This is a genomic window from Cupriavidus sp. 21MJTG02-4 (genome assembly GCF_057798975.1).
In genome coordinates this window covers 15,507-39,974 of sequence record NZ_JBYOJP010000006.1, presented here as the reverse complement: position 1 = coordinate 39,974, position 24,468 = coordinate 15,507, and the positions used below count along the sequence as shown (strand labels likewise).

Genomic DNA, 24,468 nt, shown 5'->3' with positions numbered 1-24,468 from the left:
GCATCTTGAACGTGTTTCGTTTTCAGACCGTTCCGACCCTGGTGGTCGAATATGGCGTGGCGCGCCGCCTCGGCGCGCTGTTGCGCGAGCAGTATCCGGCGTTGTCGCGCCTGTGCCTTGTGACCGATGGCTTCCTGCATCGCAGCGGACTGATTGGCCCTGCGCTCGCCGACCTTGAAGCCAATGGCTGGCAGGTCACGCTGATCGACGATGTGATTGCCGACCCGCCGGAGCGGATCGTCATCGATGCGGTGCACCGTGCAAGGTCCGCGCGTGTAGAGGTGGTGCTCGGCCTTGGGGGCGGCTCCTCGATGGACGTTGCCAAACTGCTCGCCGTGCTGGTACCGGGGACACAGACGCTTCCGGAGATCTACGGCGTGAAGCAGGTTACGGGCGGCCGTCTTCCGCTGGTGCAGATGCCGACCACGGCCGGCACGGGCTCGGAGGTGACGGCGGTCTCCATCGTTACCACGGGCGAGACGACCAAGACCGGCATCGTCGCGCCGCAGCTGCTTGCCGACGTGGCTATCCTGGACGCCGAGCTGACCATCGGCCTGCCGCGTGCCGCCACCGCGGCGACCGGCATCGACGCCATGGTTCATGCGATCGAGGCCTACACCAGCGCGCACCTGAAGAATCCGGTCTCGGACATGCTCGCCCAGCAGGCGCTGAGCCTGTTGTCGCGCCACCTGCTGCGCGCCTGCGACGACGGCTTGGACCGCGAAGCGCGCGAAGGCATGCTGCTCGGCGCCATGTTCGCGGGTCAGGCGTTCGCCAACGCGCCGGTCGCGGCGGTGCATGCGCTGGCTTATCCCGTCGGCGGCATTTTCCATGTGCCGCACGGCCTGTCCAATGCGCTGGTGTTGCCGCATGTGCTGCGCTTCAATGTGGCGCAAGCCGCGGACCGTTACGCGGAACTCGCGCGCGTCATCCTGCCCTGGGCGGAAGGTAGTCCGCGCGAACTCGCTGACAGCCTGATCCGCGCCCTGGAGGGCATGATCGAGGCAACGGGCATTCCGCGCCGCCTGCGCGATGTGGGCATCAAGGAGGAAGACCTTCCCCGGCTGGCGAAGGATGCGATGCTGCAGACGCGCCTGCTGGTCAACAATCCGCGCAGCGTCACGGAAGCCGACGCACTGGCGATCTATCAGGCCGCGTACTGAGCGCGAACTGATCCGCCGGGCCCTGCTAAGCGGCAGCCGCCGTGGCCGTCCAGACCGCGAACGGCTCATGGGCCGGATGGCGGCGCACCCATCGCGTGGGGCATTCGGTGCACCGGAACCAGCGGCCACCGGCGCGCAGAGGGGCCGGGCTGGCTGGAGGCGTCGCATGCAGGGCCGCATGGGGCCGGTGCCGGCGCGCATCGCCATGCAGTTCCCGGCATGCGCCGCACATCGCGTCCAGGTCCGGCTGAGAGTGTCCCGCCGGTCCCGCTTCCATCGCGTTGGCGTTCATGGCATCGTGTCTCGCGCTCTGCCAGCGGCGCGCGGTGGTCCAGTAGAGCGCGCGCACGGCCGCATCGTCGGTCATGCCGACATCGTGCTCCCCGTACTGCAGATGCCGCAGGCTCAGCGCGCCGACTTCCGCCGCGCTGGCAATCCGGATCAGGCGTTGCTTTCCCTGGCTGAACGCAATCCAATGGTCATATTGCCGTGCGAGGCAATCGGCGAAGTCGCCTTCGCCGCGCCGGGCACTGGCGCGGGCCAGCCGGATGGCATGGCGGCTGGTTTCGCGCACCTGCGCGAGCAGCGCGCTGATGCGCGGCTGGAGCCGGCTGACGGAGGCGGGGCCGGAGCGTGAGGCGGCTGCCATGGCAATCGTGGCGAACCGGTGCCTCAAGCGGTGCCGCAGCCCACCGGGCCGGCGAGCGGCAACAATGCCTCGCGCAATGCCGGCGGCAGGGCAACCGGCCGCCGCGAGGCCCGGTCGACATAGACATGGACGAAGTGCCCCTGAGCGGCGGCGATCTCGTCATCGCCCCGGAACAGCCCCACCTCGTAGCGCACGCTGGAACTGCCCAGGCGCGCGACGCGCAACCCCGCCACGACGGTGTCCGGGAAGCTCAGCGGCGCGAAATAGTTGCACTGGGTCTCGATCACCAGCCCGATGGTGCGCCCGCCGTTCGGGTCCAGTACACCCTGGCTGATGAGATAGGTATTCACCACTGTGTCGAAGTAGCTGTAGTACACCACGTTGTTGACGTGGCCGTAGGCGTCGTTGTCCATCCAGCGGGTGGTGATGGGCTGGTGGTGGAAGTAGTCCTGACGGGTGTTGCGGGCGTGGGATGACATGCTGGCGGAATGTAGAAAAAAACTCCGGCACGAAGCCGGAGAACCAAACAACGCGGAGATCAAGCGCGAAGCCTTTGATTGCTGGCTGCCCGGCGCACCTCGCCTCCCCCCGAAGTCCGTGCCGCCGGATGCCAGTCTGGTCAGGAGACCTGCCTGGGCTGGTCAGTCCAGTATTTCTCGCGCACGCGCCGGCGCAGCACCTTGCCGACCGCACTGACCGGCAGTGCCTCGACCATGGCGATCGTCTTTGGTGCCTTGAAGCGGCCCAGCTTGTCCTTGACATGTTCGATCAGCATCTCCGTCCCGACCGTGGCGCCAGGCCGCAGCACTACCTCCGCATGCACCGCCTCGCCCCACTTGTCATGCGGAACGCCTACCACCGCCGACATAAAGACGGCCGGATGAGCATTGAGGGAAGCTTCCACTTCGACTGCATACACGTTGAAGCCGCCGCTGATGATCATGTCCTTCTTGCGGTCGACGATGAACACGTAGCCGGCCTCGTCGACATAGCCGAGGTCGCCGGATTTCCAGAAGCCGTCGGAGAACTCCGACGCCGTGCCTTCCGGGTTGCCGTAGTAGCCGCTGATGGTGCCGCGTCCGCGCAGCCAGATCTCTCCCGTGCTGCCGCGCGGGACGTCGTTGCCCGCTTCGTCGACGATGCGCATCTCGATGCCGATGGTCGGCCGGCCCGCGGAGGCGAGCCGGCCCGTCTCGATCGCCGTCAGGTGGTCGGACTGGGTCAGCGTGCAGACCGCCTGCGCGCATTCGGTCGCGCCATAGAGCTGGAAGAAGATGTTGCCGAAGCGCTGCTGGGCCTGTCCCAGCTTGGCCGGGCTCATCGGCGCGGCGCCATAGTAGAGCGTGCGCAGGCTGGAAAGGTCGTACCCGGTGGCTTCGGGCAGGTCCAGCAGCAGGTTCACCAGGGTTGGCACCATCAGCGTGGTGGTGACCTTTTCCGCCTCGACGTTGCGGCACCAGGCCTTCAGGTCGGCCGCGTTCTGCGTCAGCGTGCAGCCGCCGCGAAACAGCGTCGGCAGGAACGACAGCCCCGAGCCGTGGCTGACCGGCGCGATATGCAGGTAGCGCGTCTCGCGGTTCAGCGCCACGCTCTGCTCGGGATCGGCATACATGGTGTCGCGTGCGGCAAGCCAGTTGTCGATGGTGTACTGCGCGCACTTGCTGCGGCCGGTCGTGCCGCCGGTGAAGCGGTAGATCAGGATGTCCGACTGCGTGTCGGACTGGATCCCCGGGTCCGTATCGGGGATGCCGTCGAGCAGGTACCAGAAATGATGCACGCCCTCGCGCGGCGCTGTGGGCGCGTCCATGCACACCACGGTCACGCCGCGCTCGCGCAGCATGTCCGCGTAGCGGTCCAGCAGAGGGGTTTCGATGAACACAACCTTGGGCCGGATGAACTCGACCTGCCAGCGGTGCTCGTCGAAGGCGTCGCGGATATTGGTGTGCGCCACCGCCACATCGCCCTTGAAGGCCGTCCAGGCGTGGAGCAGCGAAAGGTTGTCGTTCTCCAGGATGCAGAGCGCGACATCGCCGCGATGCAGGCCCAGGCGCGTGCGCATCATGTTGGCGATGCGGTTGGTCAGACTGTGCAGTTCGCGGAAGGTGTAGCGCCGGTTCCGCTCGATGTTGACGAGCGCTTCCTGGTCGGCAAACTGTGCGGCAACCTGCCCCATGACGCGGGCGAAGTCCATTCTCATCGCTGTCTCCGTGGCTGTTTTTTGATGTCCTAACGGAGCAGTGTAGGAGTGCGGTTTTTCGCGATGCCCCTCCCGAGAAGAGAGGGAGGGGAGGGGCGCCCCAAGTTGCGGTGCCGGCCTCGACGCAGGCGCGCCGGTCCCCCCCTATGCGGTAGGTGCGCCGCCCCCGGCGGCGCGGCTAGTCTCGGGCCAGCGAACTTCATGCGGCCTGCCGCACCTTATCCCAAAACCATGTCCTCTCTTCACACGCGCATCAAGGACGGCCTGCTCATTCGAGACCGGGCTTATATCAACGGCAGCTGGGTGCCTGCAAATGATGGCGGCACCTTTGCCGTCCACAATCCCGCGACCGACCAGACCATTGCCAGGGTTGCCAATCTCGGCGTGGACGAGGCTGGCGAGGCTATTGCCGCTGCAGACGCCGCACTTCCCGCGTGGCGCTCACGCACGGGCAAGGAGCGCGCGGCATACCTGCGCCGCTGGTTTGATCTGATGACGGCGCACGCCCAGGACCTGGCGGCGATCATGACCGCCGAGCAAGGCAAGCCGCTGGCTGAAGCGCTCGGCGAAGTGGGGTATGGGGCATCGTTTGTCGAATGGTTCGCCGAGGAGGCCAAGCGCGTGGACGGCGACGTGCTGGCCACGCCTGCGCCAGACAAGCGGCTCCTGGTGCTAAAGCAACCGATCGGCGTCTGTGCCGCGATCACGCCATGGAACTTCCCGATCGCCATGATCACCCGCAAGGCGGCGCCGGCGCTGGCGGCGGGGTGCACCATTGTCATCAAGCCGGCCGGACAGACGCCGCTGTGCGCGCTGGCCCTTGCGGAACTCGCGCACCGTGCCGGCATTCCACCGGGTGTCCTCAACGTCGTGACGACCGGAACGGCATCTTCCGCCATCGGCAAGGTGCTGTGCGAGTCGCCGGTGGTGCGGCACCTCTCGTTCACGGGGTCGACGCCTGTCGGTAGCATCCTGATGCAGCAGTGCGCCCCGACGGTCAAGAAGCTCGCGCTCGAACTCGGGGGCCATGCACCGTTCATCGTGTTCGACGACGCCGATATCGACGCGGCCGTGGACGGGGCCATCGCTTCGAAGTTTCGCAACGCCGGCCAGACCTGTGTCTGCACGAATCGCTTCTACGTTCACGACAGGGTCTACGACGTCTTCGTCGACAAGCTCGCGCGCAAGGCCGCGGAACTGCAGCTCGGCGATGGCTTCGAGCCAGGCGTGGCGCAGGGCCCGCTGATCGACGATGCCGCAGTGGCCAAGGTGCGCGAGCACATCGACGATGCGCTCGCGAAGGGCGCGAGCCTCATGACGGGCGGCGAGCTGGCGGCCGGGCTCGGATCGGCACGGTTTGTCCGGCCGACGGTGCTGGCCGGGGCCACATCCGACATGCTGATCGCCACCGAGGAGACATTCGGGCCAGTGGCCGCGGTGTTCCGCTTCCACGATGAAGCCGAGGTCGTGGCGATGGCCAACAACACGGACTCGGGGCTCGCCTCGTACTTCTACAGCCGCGACATCGGCCGCGTATGGCGGGTGGCGGAAGCCCTGGAGTACGGCATGGTCGGCATCAACACGGGCGTGATCTCCAATGAAGTGGCGCCGTTCGGCGGCGTCAAGCAATCGGGCCTCGGACGCGAAGGCTCGCGCTACGGCATGGACGAGTACCTGGAGATGAAGTACCTCTGCCTGGGCGGCATGTAGGTTCCCGCCGTCCCGCCATTCACCGACCGTGACCACCGCCATGCCAGATCCGCATCGCCTGCCAACCCCCGTGCACTGCCTGCTGCACTGGGAGCGCGAGTCACCGTTCGCGGTATATCTCACGCAGCCGCAGCCTGACGGCACCGTGGCGGACTACCGCTGGTGCGAGGTGGCGGACGAGGTCAGGCGCATGGCCTCGTACCTGCTGGCACAGGGCTTGCCGCCTGGGTCGAAGATTGCCATCCTCGGGCAGAACAGCGCGCACTGGATCATTGCCGACCTGGCGATCTGGATGGCCGGTCATGTCAGCGTGACCGTGTGTCCGGATGCCGACCGGCGCGGCGTCGCCTATATGCTGGCCCACAGCGATGCGCGCCTGGCCTTCATCGGCCAGCCGTTCGATGACGCCGCCCGATGGCGCGAACACGAAGCGGCGGTACCGGAGGATATGCCGGTGATCCGCCTGCCGCAGGCCGGCCCAGGACGTGGCGAGGCATGGCAGTCGGTCATCGCGGCCACGCCACGGCTGCGCACCGTCACGTTGCCCGAGCCGGCCGCGCTGGCGACGATTCTCTACGTGCCGGGCAGCACCGGACGCCTGAGGGGGGTGATGCACCGCTTCCGCACACTGTGCGAGGTGCCGCGCGCGCTCAATGACGCGCTGCCGCCGCAGCACCGCCGCACGGCGGCCGACCGCCTGCTGGCCTACCTGCCGCTGGCGGAGTGCGCCGGCCGGCTGGTGGTCGAATGCGCCTCGCTCTGCTTCGGCTACCGCGTGTTCTTCTACGAACGGCCCGACACCATCCTGAAGGACCTGCGCCGCGCCAGGCCAACGCTGTTCCATGCGGTTCCTGCGCGCCTGGGCGCTGTGCGGCCTGCCGTTCTGTCCCTACGTGTCGCCGGCGCTGCATCGCCGGCTGCTTGCCGTGCCGGGGTTGTCGCGGGGCCTGCGGTGGCTGCAGCGCCGCCGCATCGGCCTGGACCAGGCCCGAGTTGCCTTCGCGGCCGGCGGGCCAGTACCGCGCGAGGTGTCGGCGTGGTACGGCGCGGCCGGCCTGCAGGTGGTGGCCGGCTACGGCCTGCCCGAGAACTTCGGCTATTCCCATCTCAGCCTACCGGGACAGGCGCGCGCGGGCTATGTGGGCCGGTGCAACCCCGGCGTCGAATGCCGCATTGCCGGCAATGGCGAGGTGCTGGTCAAGAGCCCGGGACAGATGATCGGCTACTACAAGGCGCCGGACAAGACCGCCGACAGCCTGACGCCGGACGGCTTCTTCCGGACGCGGGACCAGGGCGAGATGGACGCGGCGGGGCGCCTGCGGCTGCGCCGCCGGCGCCATGCGCTGGCCGCCGCGTAGCCGCGGGATGCGTGGCCCCTGCAAAAAGGGGAGGGGAAGAAAGCGCGGTTGCGTCCCTAAGATGGGTACTCAAGCCAGCATGCCGAGGCATCCGGGGGTACCGGAGAAAGCCGGCGCTGCGAAATCTGGGACCGGCACGACAGCATGATGACGCTGCGTCCGCCGCAAGGGACATAGCATGGACTTCGATCTGACTTCGGAACAACAACTGCTGCAGGACAGCGTGCGCCGCTTCATCGACAAGGCCTATACCTTCGAAGCGCGCGGCGCCTTGCTGAAGGCCGGCAGGAACGGCAGCGAAGGCAACTGGAGCCTGTTCGCCGAGAACGGCTGGCTGATGGCGGCACTGCCGGAAGCCCATGGCGGCCTTGGAGGCACGCTGGCCGATACCGCCATCATCACGCAGGAGTTCGGGCGCGGGCTCGTGGTGGAGCCTTACCTGGGGTGCGCGGTCCTGGCGGCGCAAACGCTGGTGGCCGGCGCGACGGAGGCGCAGAAGGCGCGGCTGCTGCCGCTGCTGGCCGTCGGCTCGTTGCGCATCGCACTCGCATATAGCGAGCCGGCGTCGCGCGGCCTGGCCGAGCCGGTGTCCCTGCGGGCCGAACGCGATAGCCACCGCTTTGTGCTGAGCGGCCGCAAGTCGCTGGTGCTCGGCGCGGTCGGCGCGCATGCGTTCATCGTGTCCGCGCAAGTGCCGGATGCGCCGGGCATCACGCTGCTGCTGGTCGATGCCGAGACCCCGGGCCTGAGCCGCCGCGCCCTGCCGCTGCATGACGGCAGCTGGGTCGAGGAACTGACCTTCGATGGTGTCAACGTCGCGGGCGATGCGGTGCTGGGCGAGCCCGGACAGGGCCTCGCCGCGCTCCAGGCCGGACTGGCGAGCGGCACGGTCGCGCTGTGTGCCGAACTGATCGGGGCGATGGAAAAAACCATCGAGATGACCGCCGAGTACCTGAAGACGCGCCAGCAGTTCGGCGTGGCCATCGGGTCGTTCCAGGCGCTGCAGCACCGCATGGCCGAGATGGCCGCGGAGATGGAGGTGGCCCGGTCGATGCTGCACGCGGCCCTGGCATCCATGGCGAACGACGATGCCGCGACGCGGCTGCAGGTGTTGTCGGCGGCCAAGATGCTGATCGGCCGCGCGGCGAAGTTCGTATGCGGCCAGGGCATCCAGCTGCATGGCGGCATCGGCATGACCGAGGAATACGCGGTCGGCCACTACTACAAGCGCGCCGTGGTGGCCGACCTGTTGCTCGGCAGCAGCGACAGCCACGAGGCGGCCTGTGCGGCAGCGCTGCAAGCGGGGCTGCACGCCACCACGGCCTGATATGGGCCGGCATCCCGCGCCTGCGCCCCTCCAATCCATTCTGACGAGCGAGACAACATGAAGACCTACGAAACCATCGCCCAACTGCAATCCCTGGTGGGAGAGGTTGTCGGCACCAGCGACTGGATCCTGATCGACCAGCAGCGCATCAACACCTTCGCCGACGCGACCGGCGACCATCAATGGATCCACGTCGATCCCGAGCGCGCGGCCAAGGGCCCGTTCGGCGCGCCCATCGCGCATGGCTTCCTGACGCTGAGCCTGTTGCCGATCTTTTCGCAGAAGGCGTTCGCGATCCAGAACGTCAGGATGGGCGTCAACTACGGCCTGAACAAGGTGCGCTTCCTCAAGCCCGTGCCGGTCGACACCCGGCTGCGCGCGCACTTCCGGCTGGCGAGCTTCGAGCCGCTCGACAACAACGGCGCGCAGCTGACCTATGAAATGACCGTCGAGATGGAGGGGTCCGACAAGCCCGCCTGCGTGGCCGAGTCCATCGTGCGCGTGTTTGCCTGATTGCCTGAACGAATCCGAGAAGAGGTAGAGAAATGAGCGATACATCGTCCGTGCTCCTGAACGAGCAGGAAGTCATGATCCGCGACGCGGCCCGCAAGGTCGCCCAGGAAGTGGTGGCCGGGACGGCTGCCGAGCGCGACCGCACCGGCGCCTGGCCGCGCAGCGAACTGAAGGCGGTGGGCGAGCTGGGCTTCCTCGGCATGCACGTGCCCGAGGAATACGGCGGCTCGGCCGCGACCTTCGTCGAGTACTGCCTCGCCATTACCGAGTTCGCCGCTGCCGACGCGGGTTTTGCCACCATCCTGCACGTCCACAACGGCCTAGCTGGCGTGGTCGCCCATGCGGGCACCGACGCGCAGAAGCACAAGTACCTGCCCGGGATCGCATCGGGCGAAACCATCGTGGCCGGCCTGCTGACCGAGCCCCAGGCCGGTTCGGATACCGGCGCATTCCGCACCTCGGCACGCCGCGAAGGCGACCACTATGTGCTGAACGGCAGCAAGCAGTTCATCTCGAACGGCGACGAGGCGGGCGTCGGCATCTGCATCGCGGCGATCACCGAGACGCCGGAAGGCAAGAAGGGACCGAGCCTGTTTATCGTCGACCCGAAGGCGCCGGGCTACACCGTCGCGCGCGTCGAGGAGAAGCTGGGCCAGCGATCGGCGCATGTAGCAGCGATCCAGCTCGACGACCACTGCGTGCCGGCGGAGAACCTGCTCGGCGAGGAAGGCCGAGGCTACAAGCAGGTGATGAGCATGCTGTCGGAAGGCCGCATCGGCATTGCGGCCGTGGCCTGCGGCGTGGCCCGCGCCGCGCTCGAAGCCGCCGTGCAGTACGCGAAGGAACGCGAGGCCTATGGCGGTCCGATCATCAACCTGCAAGGCGTGGCCTTCGACCTGGCAGACATGGCCGCCCGGGTGGACGTGGCGTTCCAGTACATGCTGCATGCCGCGCGCCTGCAGGCCGCTGGCGTGCCGTGCGCGAAGGAAGCGTCGATCGCCAAGCTGTATGCGAGCGAGATCGCCGAGAAGGTGTGCTCGGACGCGATCCAGATCCACGGCGGCTATGGTTACCTGACCGACTTCCCGGTCGAACGCTACTACCGCGACGCCCGCGTGACGAAGATCTACGAAGGCACCAGCCACATCCAGAAAGTCATCATCGCGCGCAGCCTCGGCGGTCGCTGAGCGGCTCGGCAACGTGCACGAAAGGAACAAGGGGAATCATGGGAAAGCTTGACGGAAAAGTCGCCCTGGTCACCGGCTCGGGCCGGGGCATCGGCCGCAGCCTGGCATTGAAACTGGCGTCGGAAGGCGCCCGCGTTGTCGTCAACGATCTCGATGCGGATCCGGCGCACGAAGTGCTGGCCGAGATCCGTGCCATGGGCGCCGAGGCGGCGGCCTGCGTAGGCAGCGTGACGGATACCGCTTTCGCGGACCGCTTCGTGAAGACGGCCGTGGACCACTTCGGCGGCATCGACATCATCGTCAACAACGCGGGCTACACCTGGGACAACGTCATCCAGAAGATGTCAGACGAGCAGTGGCAGGCGATCGTGGACTGCCACATGACGGCGCCGTTCCGCATCTTGCGCGCCGCCTACCCGGTCATCAGCACCGCCGCCAAGGCGGAGATCGCCGAGGGCAGGGAGGTGTACCGCAAGATCGTCAACATCTCGTCGGTATCCGCTGGCGGCAATCCGGGTCAGCTCAATTACTCGGCGGCGAAGGCCGGCATCATCGGGCTGACCAAGGCACTGTCGAAGGAGTGGGGCCGCCTGAACGTCAACGTCAATGCGGTGGCGTTCGGCCATATCGAGACCCGCCTGACCGTGCCGTTCGCGGGCAAGGACAGCGCCACGGTGAGCATCGAGGGCCGGGAGATCAAGGTCGGGATCAGCGAGCAGATCGCCGAGCAGTCGAAGAAGGCGATCCCGCTGGGCCGTCCCGGCCGGCCCGAGGAGGCCGCGGGTTCGGTGTACCTGTTCTGCATCCCGGAGTCGAACTACGTCACGGGGCAGGTGCTGATCTGCGGCGGGGGTATCGGGGCGATCTGAACGGTTTGGATTGACCTGTTCTTGAAGGGCCAGACGATGTGTTTGGCCATTTTTCGGGTTCTTCGGCGGGTTGTCGTGCTTGGCAGGCGCCGCCATCATCACCGCAGCCCCAGGGGTCCCTCAGGCGTCCCGGTATTGCGCCCCGCCATCGACGTCAACTACGACACCGCTCAAATAGGAGGCTCGGTCAGACGCCAGGTAAACGACCAGGTCGGCGATCTCCTCCGGTCTGGCCGCGCGTCCGAAGGGCAGGTGCTGGAGCATCTCCTCCCAACGCGACTCATCCCCGAACCTCTGAAGCGCGCGTGCTTTGTAGAGCGAGATCAGACGATCGGTCACCGTCGGGCCTGGATTCACTCCGACGACGCGCACGCCGCGGGTGGTGGCGTAGGCGCCGACCGTTCGCGTGAACGTGGAAAGTGCCGCATTGCCAACCGATCCGCAAAGATAGTCGTAGCGCGGCATCCGGGCGGCGATTCCGATCACGTTCACGATGACGCCCCGGCCGCGGGCCATCATTTCCGGAAGGGCCTTCCGCGTCGTGTCGATGTACCCATGCACCTTGAGATCCCATGCATCGCGCCATTGCTCGTCGCTCAATGCGGTCAGCCCTCCACCAGGAATTGCTCCGGCGTTGTTCACGAGAATGTCAACGCTTCCGAAATGGTCAGCCAGCGCTTGCCGCCCTTCTGAGCGGGACAGGTCCGCGACTAGCGTACGCACCTCGATGCCGCTTTTCTCCCGCAATGCAAGCTGCGCCTTCTCCGCGGACGCCTGTGTACTGCCGGAAACGGTGACCTCCGCGCCTTCGTTGACAAACGCGGCGGCGCAGGCAAATCCTATGCCGCGTGTACCGCCGGTGATGAGTACCGATTTCCCCGTGAGGTTCAGATCCATTTTTGTATATCCCGATTGGTGTATTCGAGCCCGTGTCCAGGAAGGGATGTTGCTTGGTGCAGCGCTCAATAGGCTCTTGTGAACCCGCCATCATGCAGCAGCCTGGCAATGTCGCGCGCGGCGAGAATCAGCGAATCACCTGCTTGCGCCAGTCTTGCGCAGACGGCGCTCCCGATGCCGCCGGTAGCCCCCGTGACGAGGATGACTCTGTTTGCCTCGGGCATGTCGCTCTCCCGCAGTAGGCTGAATCCTGCCATGCCGACAGCAGCAAGCCGGACAGGGCGATAGGTGGCATTCCGAGCCTGGACGGAACGCCCTGGCCTACGTCTGATATTTATAGTGCACGAGAGGTACCGCCGGCGAACGGCCCTTCCTCGCATCGCGTCCGCGGGCTCCCGGCGTTCCGGTTGACTGGATTGTCAGGTTTCATTCCCTGCCTTTCTGGCCATTCCCTCTTGGGGAGTCTTTCGAGATGCAGCTTTCCGTTCGCGCTCGCGAATCCGGCAAGGCCGACAAAGCACGGCGACGGTCCATACGTCCCCTTTGGCTGATTCGTACCACCACTTCTGCTGGGTAGCGGTCCAGACTTGGGCTTTACCACACGCCTTGCAGTGAAATGGCATGTCCACGTAGTAGCCGCGGGTGACGAAATCGGGGATGCTGTAGCTGTTTGTTGGGCGAAGATTGGTGGGATTCACCAGGACCTTTCCCCTGAGTTCTGCCGCACGCTTCTTGGCTTGCTGTCGCTCTTCCTCCGCCCGGATAGCTGCACGCTTGCCCGATCGGCGGATTTGAATTCCGTCACGACGTTGGCGATTGCTGCTCATAAATCCTAACCTTGTTCTGAAGGCGAGCGCCAAGGTGCGCATCCGCCAGCATGTCTTCGTTGATTTGACCATCAGCAGTGTCGGCTTGCATACAGACTGTCAGCCGCACGCGCCGCAAAATGCTTCGATTCTCCAGGTCGCCGGGAGGCACAGATGAGACAGGTATCACTGACCATTCCAGAAATCGGGTTGATTGCAGGAACACGGGCGGCAGGCGCTGCGGGCCTCGCACTGTTGCTCAGCGACCGTGTGAATCCGGAACAACGCCGTGCCATCGGCTGGACGCTGCTCGCTGTAGGGCTAATCACCACAGTGCCATTGGTCGCGCAAGTGTTTGGGAAACGTCAGCCTTGTGAAACTCACTCTGCCACCAGGGGTGAAGTTGCAAACAGAGAAACCGTGAACTAGGCAGCAAGCTCAATGGCTCTTGTTTCAAGCAGATCGATGAGTATGCGCTCAACACGACTTCCACCGACGCTAACGCGTTGATCTGCGGATATCAGCTTCAAGGTATCGGCTGCCTCAGCGTACTGTCCCCTGGCAAACTGGCTGACAGCATCAAACAGCCTGAGCGAGAGCCGTGTCTGGTCGCTGGGTTCCTTGTCCGTGATAGCCGCCTTGCTTTGCTCAAGCGCAGCAATATCGCCCGCCGATGCCTGGATTCCGGCAAGATGCAGCGCGATAAACGGGTGCGAGAGCATAGCGTTGAAGCGCTCGGACAGGGCGGAAACCGCGGCTGAAACCGGACGTGTAGTTCCTGTGCGCAGGTATTCGCGCAACAAAAAGCCGCCACAATCGGCCAGAGTCAACACCGGGCCACAGCGAGTTGTCTCCGGTGCAGAGTAACGCTCATAGCGCTGCCATGCCTGCTCGGCTAACCCCAACTGCCACTCCGCCAGGGCCAGGTGCCACTGCACGTGACCATACATAGCGCCGCCCTCCGCCGATGGGCGATGTTCATCCAGCCAGTTGTTCAGCAATTTCAACGACTCACCTGGCTCACCCTGGTCGTGCAGTACATGCGCGTAGCTATGGATAACATAGAGAGCCTGTGGGCGCTGCCGCAGTGCTCGCTCGACCAGTGCACGACCACGAGTCCGATCACCGGCCTCGCTGGCCGCGAACCCCAGGCGTGCAAGCCAGGCCCAATCATCCCGCAAACGCGGATCGACCGATTCCATGATATTGAGAACGCGCTCGAGCTTGCGCACACCGCCATAGAAGATCAGATAACCGCAAAGTTGCGAGATGACCAGCAGGTCACTGGGATTGGCAGCGATGTAGGCCTCGGTGGCCGCAAGATTGGTGTAAGGGTCTTCAAGCAGGGCAAAGAGCGCGGAGATATGCGCACGCTCCCAGGGCAGCGCAGCTTGCGCCGCCAGTAGCGCACGCTCTTTGAAGAGATTGGCGTCTGCCGCGCCGGAGTCTTTAGCAAGCATGTGGCGCGCAGCGAGCGCCAGGGCGAGATTGCTGTCCAGCGCCAAAGCCTGATCGAGGGTGTCCGCGGCGCCCGCCTCGGAACCGAGGATGCGATCCACTGCGAGTCGATACCGTTCTGCAGCTTCTGGACGGTCAGTAGTAATAGGTCTGCCCCTACGTGCATCAATCATATTGGCTCCTTGCATTGCAGATTGCTGATGCGAACCGCTCCGATGCGCTTTCAACGTAGTCCAACTGCCACTCGACGTCGCGGGCCGCTATTCGTAGAGACGCGCGTGGATACCGCATCGTCGATCACGCCCGCGAGCGTATCGAAGGCCGGGCCGATTTCGTTTTCGGGCACGCAGGCGTAGCCAAGCAACAGTCCCGAAGTGGCGAGCTCCGGATCCGCGTAGTAGCCAGACAGCGCGCGCACCACGATATCGCGCTCAAGCGCGGCTTGCGTGACTGCGCGATCGTTCGTTCCCTGTGGCAGCGGCATTACCAGGTGCAGTCCCGCGTCGCCACCGATGGCGGGCAGGGTGTCGCCGTACCGATGCGCGATCGCATCCAGCAGCGCCTGGCGTCGCTGGTCGTACAGGGCCCGCATCTTCCGGATGTGGGAGACGAAGTGTCCCTCCGCGATGAACTCGGCGAGCACCGCCTGCTGCAGCAACTGGCCTTCGCGGTATAGCTCCGCGCTTGCGGTCGCGAAGCTCTCTGCCAGTGGCTCGGGCACGACGAGGTAGCCGACGCGCAAGCCCGGAAACAGTGTCTTGCCAAAACTACCGACATAAATCACATGCCCTGCCGTATCCATTCCTTGCAGGGAGGCAAGGGGCCGGCTGCCATAGCGGAACTCGCTGTCGTAGTCGTCCTCGATGATCCATGCGCTGTGCTGGCGCGCGTATTCAAGCAGCATCCGGCGCCGTGCCAGGCTCATTACCATCCCCAGAGGATATTGGTGCGACGGCGTGACCAGCATCAGCCTGGGCGGCCTGGCGCGATCCCCGGCGGTCGGCGCCATGCCTTCGGCATCGACGGGAATCGGCCTGGTCGTCAGCCCGGATACCTGCAGCACGCTTCGCACGCCCCAGTAACAGGGATCTTCGGTCCAGATGACGTCGCCAGGATCGGTCAGCAGGCGCACCGCGAGATCGACGGATTGGTGAATTCCGGTGGTGATGATGATCTGCTCGGGCGCGCAGCGGACCGAGCGCGACGTGCCCAGGTAGTCCGCGAGTGCAACGCGCAGCGACGACAGGCCGCCGCCCGGCGCGTACGTCAGCAGGTCGGGGCGCGGCCGCCGCCAGTATTTGTTGTGCAGGCGCGTCCACACACGCGTCGGAAAGCGCGATACGTCGGGCACGCCCGGCATGAAGGCACCGCTTTGCCGCTTCGATACGCCCGCCCCCTCGACCAGGCGCGTGCCGCGGGCGGACAGCCGCGGCGCGGCGGCTTGTGGCGCAGTGGGCGTTCCATGCACGCCGCGGCCCGCGTCGCGCGCGCCGACGATCTCATCCGGCGCGCTGTCGGTGACGAAGGTTCCGCGGCCGGTTGCCGAGGTGACATAGCCTTCCAGCGCGAGCTGCTCGTACACCTGCGTCACGGTGTTGCGCGCGATACCGAGCTCGGCGGCAAGCAATCGCGACGACGGCATGCGCGTACCGGCCGGCAGCTCGCGGCTCAGGATGGCCTGCTGGAGCAGCCGGTGCAGCTGCCGGTAGACCGGCTGAGCGTCGCCGCCGCGAACGAGGCGCTGAGCCAGCCAGTCTGACAACACGGTTGTGCGCAAAATTGGCTCCTATAAAAATACAGAAATGGCTCTGATTCTTAGGGCCAAGTCTGATTATAGTTTCTGCCAGCGGGGCCGGGCAGGCACCCGGCCGATGGATCCGACAAACCTCCGACTGAACCGAGCGAAGAACGATGACCGTAAAGAACGCTGATCTGCAAGCACGCAAGAACGCCGCTACCCCGCGTGGCGTTGGCGTCATGTGCGATTTCTACGCCGAGCGTGCGGAAAACGCTGAACTGTGGGATGTCGAGGGCCGCCGTTTCATCGATTTCGCCGCGGGTATCGCGGTGGTGAACACGGGTCATCGCCATCCCAGGATGGTGAAGGCGGTGGCGGACCAACTGGACAAGTTCACGCATACCGCCTACCAGATCGTGCCCTATGCGTCTTACGTGGAGCTGGCTGAAAAGATCAATGCGCGTGCCCCGGGCGACTTCGCGAAGAAGACCGCATTCTTTACCACTGGCGCGGAAGCCGTCGAGAACGCCATCAAGATCGCTCGCGCCTTCACCGGCCGACCGGGCGTGATCGCCTTCTCCGGCGGCTTTCACGGCCGTACGATGATGGGCATGGCCCTGACCGGCAAGGTGGCGCCGTACAAGCTTGGCTTCGGCCCGTTTCCGGGCGAAGTGTTCCACGCACCGTACCCGAACCCGCTGCATGGCGTAACGACGGCCGATTCGCTGCGCGCGGTCGAGGCGCTCTTCAAGGCTGACATCGATCCAAAGCGCGTCGCCGCCATGATCTTCGAGCCTGTGCAGGGCGAGGGCGGCTTCTACGCGGCGCCCGCGGATTTCGTGCGCGGGCTGCGCAAGCTGTGCGATGAGCACGGCATTCTTCTCATCGCCGACGAGGTGCAGACGGGCTTTGCGCGCACCGGCAAACTCTTTGCGATGCAGCACCATCAGGTGGTGCCCGACCTGACCACGATGGCGAAGAGCCTGGCAGGCGGCATGCCGCTGTCTGGCGTGGTCGGCCGTGCCGACGTGATGGACGCGGCGGCACCTGGCGGCCTGGGAGGCACGTATGCCGGCAACCCGCTCGCGGTGGCGGCGGCGCACGCGGTGCTGGACATCATCGAGGAAGAGGCGCTTTGCGAACGCGCGAACCAACTCGGCGACAAGCTCAAGGCAAAGCTGGTCGCGCTGCGGGATGACGTACCCCAGATCGCCGACGTACGCGGACCCGGCGCGATGGTCGCCGTGGAGTTCTTCAAGGCGGGCACGAACGAAGCGGATGCCGAAATGACGAAGCGCGTACAGGCGCGCGCGCTGGAGCGCGGCCTGTTGCTGCTGGTGTGCGGCGTGTATACGAACGTCATTCGCTTCCTCTTCCCGCTTACCATTCCCGACGCCGTGTTCGACGAAGCCCTCGGCATTCTGGATGAGGTGCTGAAGGAAACGGCGGGCGTGCCTGCCTGAGTCCTGACAGATGGTCCGGCGCCGCACTGCCAGGCAGTGCGGCGTGGAATGCGCCTACCCTTCATCGAATCCGCATCATGAGCACTGTTCAAGAAACCCTTGCACTGAGAGAGCCCGCGCTGTTCCGCCAGCAGGCCTATATCCATGGCGAATGGCAAGCCGCTGCCGGCGGCGAGACGTTTGAGGTCCGCAACCCGGCGACCGGCGCCTTGATCGGCACGGTTCCCGCGCTGGGCGCGGCCGAAACCAGGCGCGCGATCGAAGCGGCCAACGCGGCGTGGCCGGCGTGGCGCCAGCGCACTGCGAAGGAGCGTGCGGCGATCCTTCGCAAGTGGCACGACCTGATGCTCACGCACGCGGACGACCTGGCACTGATCCTGACCACGGAGCAAGGCAAGCCGCTTGCCGAGGCCAAAGGCGAGATCACTTACGCGGCATCGTTTCTCGAATGGTTTGCGGAAGAGGGCAAGCGCGTGTACGGCGACACCATGCCGACGCCTGCGGCCGACAAGCGCATTGTCGTCACGAAGGAGCCGATCGGGGTGTGCGCCGCGATTACGCCGTGGAACTTTCCGGCGGCGATGATCACGCGCAAGGTCGGGCCGGCGCTCGCGGCGGGCTGTCCTATCGTGCTGAAGCCGGCCGAGGCGACCCCGTTCTCCGCGCTGGCGATGGCGGTCCTGGCCGAACGCGCGGGCGTGCCGGCCGGCGTGTTCAGTGTGGTGACGGGCGATCCGAAGGCGATCGGCGGCGAGCTGACCAGCAACCCGACCGTGCGCAAGCTGTCGTTTACAGGCTCGACGCCGGTCGGCCGGCTCCTGATGGCGCAATGCGCACCGACCGTGAAGAAGGTGTCGCTCGAACTTGGCGGCAATGCCCCGTTTATCGTGTTCGACGACGCCGACCTCGATGCAGCCGTCGCAGGCGCGATTGCCTCGAAGTACCGCAACAGCGGCCAGACCTGCGTATGCACGAATCGGTTCTATGTGCATGAGCGGGTGTACGACGCGTTTGCGCAGAAGCTTTGCGCCGCGGTCGAGAAGCTGAAGGTGGGCCACGGCACTGAGCCGGGGGTGGCGCTGGGGCCGCTGATCAACGAGGCGGCGGTGATGAAGGTCGAAGCGCATATCGAGGATGCGCTGGCCAAGGGGGCCCGGCTGCTGACGGGCGGCAGGCGCCATGCCGCGGGCCATGGCTTCTTCGAGCCAACCGTGCTGGCGGGCGTGACGCAGGCCATGAAGGTCGCCAGGGAAGAGACCTTTGGCCCGCTCTCACCGCTTTTCAAGTTCTCGTCCGACGAAGAGGTGATCCAGTACGCGAACGACACTGAGTTTGGCCTGGCAGCGTACTTTTACAGTCGTGACATCGGGCGCGTGTGGCGTGTCGCCGAGGCGCTTGAGTACGGCATGGTGGGGATCAATACCGGGTTGATCTCGAACGAGGTTGCGCCGTTCGGCGGCGTGAAGCAGTCGGGACTGGGCCGCGAGGGTTCGCACTATGGGATTGATGACTACGTTGTGATCAAGTATTTGTGCGTGGCCTCTGACTAAGGGGCAGGCGGTCACCTTCGCCCTACAGGCCCTTGACGTGCATCTCGCCCCCCGGGGTTGAGGTCGAATGACCTGAAATTCAAATGATCTCCCATTCGAGCTTGGTCTTGCTGTTGAGATACGCGTCGGCCACGCATATCCCCCGCGCATGCGCAATGGTCTGCATGTCCTCGATCCTAAGGCGCTTGGCCTCATTTGCGCATTGCAAGCACCATCCGCCCTGCATAATGTTGCTACCAAGCGCCAGCCATGTATGGCCGCGTCCACAGCGCAATGGATAGCAAGTGCTGCGCCCCAGGTAATGCTCAGCAAGACATTCCACGCCCTTGGCGCGCGCCTGAGCGAGAGCGTATGCCGTGTCTGCTTCTGCACGGAGATTCCAGCATCGGCAAGACGCAGATAGTCTCAAAACTCTTGCGTCGCCATCCACCTGAGTATGACGAAGAGAAGGGCGTCGAGTTGCGAAGCATTGTTGCCATGCAGATGCCGGCTTCTCGGTGATGCTACTTTCACAGGTCTTTCAGAGCGACTTCTACATGTCCCACGGATTGCTGCGGATCTCCAAGTGCAATGGCGTTGACTAGTGCCAGCTTGACTAGGAATAACTGTGCCTTTTCCGCGCCAGACTGAGCTGACGGGACGGAAGGACCGGTCCTGTTCGGGAGCGACTATCCGCTGATCACGCCTGAGCGGATGCGTGATTTCGAGCAGGCGGGCTTTTAGCCAGAGGACATGCCGGGATCAACGTTAAACCCCTCAATCTGCGGGGCCAGCATGCGAGGGGCATGGCGGCAATGAAATGTGGTCGGACCCTTTTGGCGTACTCGGCGTGAGTTCGAGCCTCCGGCTGACTATGGCTGTCAATAGCGAAAGTGCCGCGGCCAGTACCAGACTGGTTCGCATCCCCGCCATGAAGCTGGGCATTTTCACTAGTAGCGTGCCGAACACTGCTACCGCCAGCGCTCCACCCAGCTGCCGGCTCGTGTTGAAGACGCCGCTCGCCGTGCCCGCCAGTTCCGCCGGCACACTGGACAGTAGCACCCCCGTCACGGGCGGCGCGACAAGTGGCCCGGCCAGGCCGACCAGCATCATCAGTGCGGCGATCCAGGTTACCGGCGCCGACGCAGGCAGCGTCGCCACGGCGCCTAGGCCCAATGCCATAGCCACCAGGCCGGTGACGATCATCGTTCGAGCCCCGAACTGCCTCACCAGCCGCGCGCTGAAGGGCGTGATGACCAGACCCGTCAGCATCATTGGCAAGAAGGCAGCCCCGGTCGTTAGTGCCGACAGGCCGCGATGCCGCTGCAGGTAAAGGCTCATCACGAACGGTAGGCCGTAGTAGCCCACCATGAAGGTGAAGCCCACGGCAACCGCAATGCGTGCGTTGCCGGTTGCGAACACGGCCACCGGCACCATGGGGTGGTCGCTACGGACTTGGGACCAAACAAAGAGCACCAGCGCCGCCAATGCCAATACGAAGGCGGACCACACCGACGTGGCACTAAGTCCCCGCGCCCCTGCCTCGATGGCACCATAGACCAGCGCGCCCATTGCAAATACCGCCGTCACCTGCCCCACGGCATCGAATGGCACCGGTCGGCTAGGGGATGGCGGTGTGCGGGCCAGGAACGCCAGGGTGAGCAAGCCAGCCGGCATATTGATGAAAAAGATCCACCGCCAGTTCCACGACGCCAGCCAGCCACCAATCACCGGGCCGGACGTAGCCGCCATGGCGCCCCCCAGTGCCCATAGCGTCACGGCATGCGCGCGCTCGATGGGGTCTGGATAGGCCTGGCGAATCAGTGCCATGGAAGCGGGCATCATCGCCGCCGCGCCCAAGCCCTGTGCCAGGCGCGCCGCCACCAGCACCGCCAGCGTGGGCGCCCATCCGCAAGCCGCCGAGGCCGCGACGAACACCGTCAGCCCGATGCCGAAGGTCCGCCGCGCCCCGATGCGGTCGGCCAGCGCACCGGCCGACAGTAGTAGCGCGCCGAACATGAGCGTGTAGCCGTCCACCACCCATTGCAGGCCGTCGACGCCTGCGCCCAGATCGCGCCCCAGCGTGGGTAGCGCAACGTTGACCACCACCGCATCCAGCGTGATGACAAAGAAGCCCAGCAGCGCGGCGGCGAGCGTGGCGCGGGATGTCTTGGAACTCATACGTCAGGGCAACAGCAGCGTCTTGATCGCCTGGCGCTCGTCCATGGCCCGGTAGCCTTCGGCCACTTGCGCTAGCGGCAGGGTCAGGTCGAACACTTGGCCGGGGCGGATGCTGCCGTCCAGCGTGAGTCGATCAGATGCGGCAGATACTGCCGCACTGGCGCAGGGGCGCCATGCAGGCTCGGCAATAGGCTGGGCGCCGCGATAAGGCCACAGGTCGGAGCCACACACGTGGCGGCGATGCGCACGATGGCATCGGTGGGCTTCAGGATTGCAGGGTCGGGACGTTCCTCGAAGCGGACGTCGCGTGCCCCATAGAGCATGGTGGCTTGCATGGTCATTTCTTCTCTGTAGAAAGTGTGGCCAGGTGCCGCTGAAGCGCTTCGCGTGCTCGGCCTGCGGCACCTTCGTCCACGCGCTCGGCCAGCACCTGGGTGAGCTGTCGCAATTGGCTTGCCGTGAATCCGACATTCATGCTGATGCGCATGTGCGCCTGCAGTTGCGGCTCGGCGCCAGGCAATGCGGACAGCATGCCCAGGGTAGCCAACTCACGGCTTTGCCAGTCGAGGTTGTCGCGCTCGAAGATGTCGCCGAACAGATGGGTACGGAGGTATTCGTTGGCGATAGGGGCGAATTCAAACAGCGGCCCTTCGACCGGCCCGCCTGACAGCTTGGTCTGGTTGGCCGTACCGGCGGCCAGTAGCGCATCGCCCTTCGGGATGACTCGGCTGGGGGTAATGCCGGGCGCATCGTGGATGCCACGTTGCTCGCGTACGTCCAGCACTTTCATCAACTCGCCCAGCGCGTTGAGGCTGCGCGGAAAGCCTGCATAGGCATAGAGCTGCACCAGAACTTCCCTGGCGTCACTCACCGTCAGGCCGGCATCCAGCCCCCGGTTTAGCGCGGTGCTTAGTTTGGCGATGTCGCCCATAGCGGCAAAGGCGGCAATGGGCACGAAGGCTTGCTGACGCACAGTGAGGGTTTCGGAGATGTTGGGCGCGGTCGTTGGAGCGTGGGTCATTGGTTGGGTCTCCTGCACGTTGAATGCGTAGCTCCACGTCACGGCCAGACTCAGTGCCATGGCCAGCGCAACGGAGCAAAGCTGGGCTTTGCGGGGCTCAGCGAGCGTTATATTGCGCATCGGTGACTTGCTCCATCCATGTGACATTCTTTCCGTCCACCGTGCCGGTGACAGCCAGGTGTGTCATGGCGGTGCCGGGCGCGGCGCCATGCCAGTGCTTGACGCCGGGAGGGCACCAGACCACATCACCAGGACGAATGACCTGCACGGGTTTGCCCCATTCCTGCGTCAGTCCCACGCCGGACGTCACCACCAACCGCTGACCTGCAGGATGCGTATGCCAGGCAGAGCGTGCGCCGGGTTCGAAGGTGACCAGCCCGCCGGAAGCGTTGATGTGCTTGCCAGCGGGCCAGACCGGATCGATACGCACGTGGCCAGTGAAGTATTCCGCTGCGCCCGCGGCCGAGGACTGATCGCCCGCGCGCGTGATCTGCTGGGCCTCTGCAGGCGTGTTGATCTGAGGCTCGGCCGCTCTAGTTATCCCTGCATGCAGAGCCAAGGCGGACAGGGAGATTTTCAGAAGACGATGCATTTGGGTTCTTTCCCGGAGCGAATGACTCACCCGCGCAATGGGCCAGCGAGGTACTGCTCGTCAGTGACGTGCTCCATCCACTCGACGTTCTTGCCATCCAGCGCCTCCTGGATTGCGATGTGAGTCATGGCTGTGGTCGGAGACGCGCCGTGCCAATGCCGATGGCCGGGCGGACACCAGATGACATCGCCGGCACGGATTTCGACGATGCGCTCACCTTCGCACTGCGTCCAGCCGCAGCCGGCAGTGACGATCAGCGTCTGCCCCAGCGGATGGGTGTGCCATGCCGTGCGCGCACCCGGCTCGAAGGTGACCGCGGCGCATGACGCGCGGGCCGGTGCTGGCGGGTTGTTCAGCGGGTCGATGCGGACGGTGCCCGTGAACCACTCCGCAGGGCCTTTGAGGGAAGGCTGAGAACCTGCACGTTTGAGTTCCATGGATGTTGCTTCGTCCTTAAAGTGAGATGCCGCATGAAGCTTGCGGAAATTTACTGGTGAGGTGAGCGCGCTTCAGAGCGGGAAGTCAGATGGGTCAGTCCGGCGGCAATGAGTAACATTGCCGCGCTCACTTCAAGCGTGCTTTGATAACCGAGCGTGTCAAACAGCAAGCCGCCGACTGTGGAGCCGATCGCAATCGAGAGCTGGACGACGGCAACCATGAGCCCTCCACCGACCTCGGCGTGGTGGGGGAACGTCCGGGTGATCCAGCCCCACCATCCGACGGGTGCAGCTGTCGCGACCAGCCCCCAGAGCGCCAGCAGCGCGATGACGGCACTCGCTTGATGGCCAAAAGCGATTAGCGCCAGCACAATGACCGCCATCAATAAAGGGATGGCAATCAGCGTGGCGTAGAACCCGCGTCTTAGCACGGTGCCGATCAGAGAGGTGCCGACGAAGCCCGCCACGCCCATTGCAAGCAGGATCAGCGAGAGCGTCGCAGCATCGACCCGCGTCACCGTTTCGAGGAATGGCCTGATGTAGGTAAACAGCGTGAACTGGCCCATGAAAAACACGCCCGCAGCGAGCATGCCCAATGCCACAACCGGCCTCCGCAGGTGTGCGAACGGGTTGCCTTGGCTGGCGTGACGAGATTCCACCGGCATGGCAGGCAGGCTGACCCATTGCCAGGCGAGCGTGAGCAACGCAACGGGTACGAGACAGTAGAAGGCCCCGCGCCAGCCAACGACCGCCCCGAGATAGCTGCCCAGCGGCGCGGCAACGACGGTGGCCAGTGCATTACCGCCATTGAACACGGCCAGCGCACGTGCCACCTGGGGAGGTGGCACCAGCCGCATGGCTGTGGCAGCGGACATCGACCAGAACCCGCCCACGACTACACCGATCAACGCGCGTCCGGTCATGTATGCGAGGTACGTCGGTGCCATCGCGATGATGGCGCCGGACAATGCCATCACGCCTGTGAGGCCGAGCAGCAGGGTCTTCCGATTCATGCTGCCGGCAAGGGAAGAAATGAAAAGGCTCGTGACGACGGCAAAAACCCCAGAGATCGCGATGCCCTGGCCTGCCATCCCTTCCGTGACGTGCAGGTCGGCGGCCATTGGGGTCAGCAGGCTGACCGGCATGAACTCAGAGGCTATCAATGCAAAGACGCAGAGCGTCATTGCGAAGACCCCACCCCAGTACGCCGGACGAGAAAAGGTCTGCTCTGCGGATGCGCGGGAACCGCGGCGACCGATAGAGCGAGCAGCAACTGCGTCCAGGCCGGTATTGCGGGGGGTGGCGTTGGTTTGATGAAGAACTGATTTTTCCATAGTGCGACATCTTGCTAAGGAATGGCGCACCTGACTAGA

The 24,468-nt window shown here is 65.1% G+C and carries 25 protein-coding genes and 1 pseudogene; 11 read left to right on the top strand and 15 right to left on the bottom strand.

What is annotated here, in order from left to right:
- The first annotated feature begins 5 nt into the window (after positions 1 to 5).
- On the top strand, positions 6 to 1,163 hold the full coding sequence (locus tag AC3FKH_RS13940) for an iron-containing alcohol dehydrogenase (RefSeq protein ID WP_488676357.1): 1,158 nt from the start codon (positions 6 to 8) through the stop codon (positions 1,161 to 1,163).
- Between the two features lie 25 nt (positions 1,164 to 1,188).
- On the opposite strand, the gene AC3FKH_RS13935 is transcribed toward AC3FKH_RS13940, so the two are convergent.
- The 3 genes from AC3FKH_RS13935 to AC3FKH_RS13925 all read right to left on the bottom strand — a co-directional run bounded on the left by AC3FKH_RS13935 (position 1,189) and on the right by AC3FKH_RS13925 (position 4,009).
- Positions 1,189 to 1,812: a hypothetical protein gene (locus AC3FKH_RS13935; protein ID WP_488676355.1), complete on the bottom strand. Its 624-nt coding sequence runs from the start codon at positions 1,810 to 1,812 to the stop codon at positions 1,189 to 1,191.
- 23 nt (positions 1,813 to 1,835) lie between these two features.
- Positions 1,836 to 2,291, bottom strand: coding sequence for an acyl-CoA thioesterase (locus AC3FKH_RS13930; protein ID WP_488676353.1), 456 nt, complete (start codon positions 2,289 to 2,291; stop codon positions 1,836 to 1,838).
- Between the two features lie 140 nt (positions 2,292 to 2,431).
- Complete coding sequence (locus AC3FKH_RS13925; RefSeq protein ID WP_488676352.1) at positions 2,432 to 4,009, bottom strand: class I adenylate-forming enzyme family protein; 1,578 nt, start codon at positions 4,007 to 4,009, stop codon at positions 2,432 to 2,434.
- Between the two features lie 201 nt (positions 4,010 to 4,210).
- On the opposite strand from AC3FKH_RS13925, the gene AC3FKH_RS13920 reads away from it, so the two are divergent.
- The 7 genes and pseudogenes from AC3FKH_RS13920 (at position 4,211) to AC3FKH_RS13890 (ending at position 10,973) form a co-directional block, all read left to right on the top strand.
- The gene (locus AC3FKH_RS13920) at positions 4,211 to 5,719 is read left to right on the top strand and encodes an NAD-dependent succinate-semialdehyde dehydrogenase (RefSeq protein WP_488676351.1); all 1,509 of its coding nucleotides are present in this window, start codon (positions 4,211 to 4,213) and stop codon (positions 5,717 to 5,719) included.
- A 40-nt stretch (positions 5,720 to 5,759) separates the two neighbouring features.
- Positions 5,760 to 6,530: pseudogene (locus AC3FKH_RS13915) on the top strand (AMP-binding protein); the annotation flags it as partial.
- A gap of 31 nt (positions 6,531 to 6,561) precedes the next feature.
- The gene (locus AC3FKH_RS13910; protein ID WP_488676349.1) at positions 6,562 to 7,077 is read left to right on the top strand and encodes an AMP-binding protein; all 516 of its coding nucleotides are present in this window, start codon (positions 6,562 to 6,564) and stop codon (positions 7,075 to 7,077) included.
- A 178-nt stretch (positions 7,078 to 7,255) separates the two neighbouring features.
- A complete protein-coding gene (locus tag AC3FKH_RS13905; RefSeq protein WP_488676348.1) occupies positions 7,256 to 8,404 on the top strand; it encodes an acyl-CoA dehydrogenase family protein in 1,149 nt (382 codons plus the stop codon).
- 57 nt (positions 8,405 to 8,461) lie between these two features.
- Entirely contained in the window at positions 8,462 to 8,917 is a 456-nt protein-coding gene (locus tag AC3FKH_RS13900) for a MaoC family dehydratase (RefSeq protein ID WP_488676347.1), read from the top strand.
- A gap of 50 nt (positions 8,918 to 8,967) precedes the next feature.
- Positions 8,968 to 10,104 (top strand): acyl-CoA dehydrogenase family protein, encoded by a 1,137-nt coding sequence (locus tag AC3FKH_RS13895; RefSeq protein WP_488676780.1) that lies wholly within the window; start codon positions 8,968 to 8,970, stop codon positions 10,102 to 10,104.
- Positions 10,105 to 10,142: 38 nt separating this feature from the next.
- Complete coding sequence (locus AC3FKH_RS13890) at positions 10,143 to 10,973, top strand: SDR family NAD(P)-dependent oxidoreductase (protein WP_488676345.1); 831 nt, start codon at positions 10,143 to 10,145, stop codon at positions 10,971 to 10,973.
- A 120-nt stretch (positions 10,974 to 11,093) separates the two neighbouring features.
- Here the strand turns inward: AC3FKH_RS13890 and AC3FKH_RS13885 are convergent, their stop codons facing one another.
- The 5 genes from AC3FKH_RS13885 to pdxR form a co-directional block, all read right to left on the bottom strand.
- Positions 11,094 to 11,870, bottom strand: a complete 777-nt coding sequence (locus tag AC3FKH_RS13885; RefSeq protein WP_488676343.1) for a short-chain dehydrogenase/reductase — start codon at positions 11,868 to 11,870, stop codon at positions 11,094 to 11,096.
- 65 nt (positions 11,871 to 11,935) lie between these two features.
- Positions 11,936 to 12,094 carry an SDR family NAD(P)-dependent oxidoreductase gene (locus AC3FKH_RS13880; RefSeq protein ID WP_488676341.1) on the bottom strand — a complete coding sequence of 53 codons (159 nt, stop codon included), beginning with the start codon at positions 12,092 to 12,094 and terminating at the stop codon, positions 11,936 to 11,938.
- A gap of 195 nt (positions 12,095 to 12,289) precedes the next feature.
- Positions 12,290 to 12,697, bottom strand: a complete 408-nt coding sequence (locus tag AC3FKH_RS13875) for a zinc-ribbon domain containing protein (RefSeq protein ID WP_488676339.1) — start codon at positions 12,695 to 12,697, stop codon at positions 12,290 to 12,292.
- 404 nt (positions 12,698 to 13,101) lie between these two features.
- Complete coding sequence (locus tag AC3FKH_RS13870) at positions 13,102 to 14,235, bottom strand: tetratricopeptide repeat protein (RefSeq protein WP_488676338.1); 1,134 nt, start codon at positions 14,233 to 14,235, stop codon at positions 13,102 to 13,104.
- A 122-nt stretch (positions 14,236 to 14,357) separates the two neighbouring features.
- The gene (gene pdxR / locus AC3FKH_RS13865) at positions 14,358 to 15,911 is read right to left on the bottom strand and encodes a MocR-like pyridoxine biosynthesis transcription factor PdxR (RefSeq protein ID WP_488676337.1); all 1,554 of its coding nucleotides are present in this window, start codon (positions 15,909 to 15,911) and stop codon (positions 14,358 to 14,360) included.
- Between the two features lie 134 nt (positions 15,912 to 16,045).
- Between pdxR and AC3FKH_RS13860 the strand changes: the two genes are divergently transcribed.
- Positions 16,046 to 17,335, top strand: a complete 1,290-nt coding sequence (locus AC3FKH_RS13860) for a 4-aminobutyrate--2-oxoglutarate transaminase (RefSeq protein WP_488676335.1) — start codon at positions 16,046 to 16,048, stop codon at positions 17,333 to 17,335.
- Positions 17,336 to 17,412: 77 nt separating this feature from the next.
- On the top strand, positions 17,413 to 18,885 hold the full coding sequence (gabD, locus tag AC3FKH_RS13855) for an NADP-dependent succinate-semialdehyde dehydrogenase (RefSeq protein ID WP_488676333.1): 1,473 nt from the start codon (positions 17,413 to 17,415) through the stop codon (positions 18,883 to 18,885).
- A gap of 79 nt (positions 18,886 to 18,964) precedes the next feature.
- On the opposite strand, the gene AC3FKH_RS13850 is transcribed toward gabD, so the two are convergent.
- Positions 18,965 to 19,093 carry a hypothetical protein gene (locus tag AC3FKH_RS13850; RefSeq protein ID WP_488676331.1) on the bottom strand — a complete coding sequence of 43 codons (129 nt, stop codon included), beginning with the start codon at positions 19,091 to 19,093 and terminating at the stop codon, positions 18,965 to 18,967.
- Between the two features lie 41 nt (positions 19,094 to 19,134).
- Here AC3FKH_RS13850 and AC3FKH_RS13845 point away from each other — a divergent pair, with 41 nt between their 5' ends.
- A complete protein-coding gene (locus AC3FKH_RS13845) occupies positions 19,135 to 19,386 on the top strand; it encodes a TniB family NTP-binding protein (protein WP_488676329.1) in 252 nt (83 codons plus the stop codon).
- 255 nt (positions 19,387 to 19,641) lie between these two features.
- On the opposite strand, the gene AC3FKH_RS13840 is transcribed toward AC3FKH_RS13845, so the two are convergent.
- The 6 genes from AC3FKH_RS13840 to AC3FKH_RS13815 form a co-directional block, all read right to left on the bottom strand.
- Positions 19,642 to 21,045 carry an MFS transporter gene (locus tag AC3FKH_RS13840; RefSeq protein ID WP_488676327.1) on the bottom strand — a complete coding sequence of 468 codons (1,404 nt, stop codon included), beginning with the start codon at positions 21,043 to 21,045 and terminating at the stop codon, positions 19,642 to 19,644.
- An 83-nt stretch (positions 21,046 to 21,128) separates the two neighbouring features.
- Positions 21,129 to 21,380, bottom strand: a complete 252-nt coding sequence (locus AC3FKH_RS13835; RefSeq protein ID WP_488676325.1) for a hypothetical protein — start codon at positions 21,378 to 21,380, stop codon at positions 21,129 to 21,131.
- 2 nt (positions 21,381 to 21,382) lie between these two features.
- Positions 21,383 to 22,066, bottom strand: a complete 684-nt coding sequence (locus tag AC3FKH_RS13830; protein ID WP_488676779.1) for a carboxymuconolactone decarboxylase family protein — start codon at positions 22,064 to 22,066, stop codon at positions 21,383 to 21,385.
- 97 nt (positions 22,067 to 22,163) lie between these two features.
- The gene (locus AC3FKH_RS13825) at positions 22,164 to 22,658 is read right to left on the bottom strand and encodes a (R)-mandelonitrile lyase (protein ID WP_488676323.1); all 495 of its coding nucleotides are present in this window, start codon (positions 22,656 to 22,658) and stop codon (positions 22,164 to 22,166) included.
- Between the two features lie 26 nt (positions 22,659 to 22,684).
- The gene (locus tag AC3FKH_RS13820) at positions 22,685 to 23,095 is read right to left on the bottom strand and encodes a (R)-mandelonitrile lyase (RefSeq protein ID WP_488676322.1); all 411 of its coding nucleotides are present in this window, start codon (positions 23,093 to 23,095) and stop codon (positions 22,685 to 22,687) included.
- Between the two features lie 50 nt (positions 23,096 to 23,145).
- Positions 23,146 to 24,279 carry an MFS transporter gene (locus AC3FKH_RS13815; RefSeq protein WP_488676778.1) on the bottom strand — a complete coding sequence of 378 codons (1,134 nt, stop codon included), beginning with the start codon at positions 24,277 to 24,279 and terminating at the stop codon, positions 23,146 to 23,148.
- Positions 24,280 to 24,468: the final 189 nt, after the last annotated feature.